This window comes from Comamonas granuli NBRC 101663 (assembly GCF_000739995.1).
GTDB classification, from domain to species: Bacteria; Pseudomonadota; Gammaproteobacteria; order Burkholderiales; family Burkholderiaceae_C; genus Simplicispira; species Simplicispira granuli.
The window spans coordinates 1-1,721 of record NZ_BBJX01000026.1 but is presented as its reverse complement, the minus strand read 5'-3'; the positions used below and the strand labels follow the sequence as shown (position 1 = coordinate 1,721).

At 64.0% G+C, this 1,721-nt stretch carries 2 protein-coding genes; both read left to right on the top strand.

The features are described 5' to 3' along the window. Positions 1-14 precede the first annotated feature (14 nt). The gene (locus CGR01S_RS16030) at positions 15-761 is read left to right on the top strand and encodes a 16S rRNA pseudouridine(516) synthase (RefSeq protein WP_042429688.1); all 747 of its coding nucleotides are present in this window, start codon (positions 15-17) and stop codon (positions 759-761) included. Between the two features lie 45 nt (positions 762-806). Further along, complete coding sequence (locus CGR01S_RS16025) at positions 807-1,712, top strand: EI24 domain-containing protein (RefSeq protein ID WP_042429685.1); 906 nt, start codon at positions 807-809, stop codon at positions 1,710-1,712. Positions 1,713-1,721 lie beyond the last annotated feature (9 nt).

Sequence of the window (1,721 nt, the reverse complement as noted above, 5' to 3'; positions counted from 1 at the left end):
GGGGGGATACAAAAATGCAGCTCCAGGAAATTCTCTTTACCCAAGGATTTGGCACGCGACGCATATGCGCCGGGCTGGTGCAGCACGGATGTGTCGAGGTTTTTGAGGGGGATGATTCTGACGTTCCCCGGGTCTGCCTCGATGCCCTGGCAGAGTTTGTGCCCGAGGGATTGCGTTTTCGGGTGCAAGGTGTTGATTGGGCCTATCAGGCCAAGGCCTACGTCATGCTGCACAAGCCGGCGGGGACGGAATGCTCGCAAAAGCCGTCTGCCCACCCCAGCATCTACACCCTGTTGCCTGGGCCTTTGCGCCAGCGTCCGGCAAAGGGCGCGGTGCCTGGGGTGCAGGCAGTCGGGCGACTGGATCAGGACACCACGGGCCTGCTCTTGCTCAGTGACGATGGCCAATTCATCCATCGCATGGCGTCGCCTAAAAAACACATTCCCAAGGTCTACCGTGTGCGCCTCAAGCATGCGGTCACGACCGCTCAGGTCGCGCGCTTGCTCGAGGGCGTGGTGCTGGATGACGATCCGCGCCCGGTTCGGGCGGCGCAGTGCGTGCCATTGGGAGAGAACGCGATCGATCTGACCCTTACCGAGGGCAAGTACCACCAGGTCAAGAGGATGCTGGCGGCAGTGGGCAATCGGGTGGATGAACTCCACCGTTGGCGCATCGGTGGATTGGAGTTGTCTGCGGACCTGGCGCCGGGGCAGTGGCGCTGGTTGACGCAGCGGGATCTCGCGCTGCTGCAGGCCGTGTGAACGCACCGCGCCACGGTCTGTGGCGCAGCGATGTATGCTTCGCCCATGGGTTCCATGATTGATGCGTTCTGGCGTGCGGCAGTTTATTGCGTACACCCGCGGGTGATTGCTTTGTCGTTTTTGCCCCTGCTGCTGATGGTGGGGGCCGCTTTGGGCTTGGGCTATTTCTTCTGGGATCCGCTGGTGCAATGGCTGGCGGGCTGGCTGGATGCTTGGCCGGTCTGGGCGTCGGTCTGGCAATCGCTGGAGGGTTGGGGATGGGGTGCGGCAAAGGACTATGTCGCGCCTTTGGTCGTCATCGTCTGCCTGGCGCCTGTCGTGGTGATTGTGGCGTTGCTGGTGGTCGCCTTGCTGGCGACCCCGGCCCTGGTGTCCCTGGTGGCGCAGAGGCGGTTTCCTGCCCTGGAGCGCAAGCGTGGCGGCTCCTGGTGGCTCAGTCTGGCATGGTCCCTGGGATCTGCGCTGCTGGCGCTCGTGGCGCTGTTGCTCTCCATGCCGCTCTGGTTGATTCCGCCGCTGGTTCTCGTCCTGCCGCCGCTGATCTGGGGATGGCTCACTTACCGGGTCATGGCTTTTGATGCCCTGGCCGAGCATGCCAGCGCCGAGGAGCGGGCCGAGTTGCTGCGGCGCCACCGGGTGGCCCTGCTGGTCATGGGGGTGGTCAGCGGCTTTCTCGGGGCGGCGCCGGCCATCGTCTGGGCATCGGGCATTCTGTTCGTTGCGGCGTTTATGGTACTGGTGCCGCTGGGTATATGGATTTATACCCTGGTGTTCGTTTTCTCTTCGCTCTGGTTCATTCACTACTGCCTGGCGGGACTGGAGCGACTGCGCGCCGAGCAGGTGCCACCGGCGCGTGGTGCAGAGCTGTCACCTGCGCCGCAGGAACAACCCGCAGTGCCGTTGGCAGCGGCAGTGCCGCCGCCTTTGCTCGAAGCAGGGAGCGACCGGTGAGGGGTCCGG

Excerpts from the sequence above, each read along its gene's own strand:
- CGR01S_RS16030 (WP_042429688.1), top strand. The coding sequence starts at position 15 with ATGCAGCTCCAGGAAATTCTCTTTACCCAAGGATTTGGCACGCGACGC.
- CGR01S_RS16025 (WP_042429685.1), top strand. The coding sequence starts at position 807 with ATGGGTTCCATGATTGATGCGTTCTGGCGTGCGGCAGTTTATTGCGTA.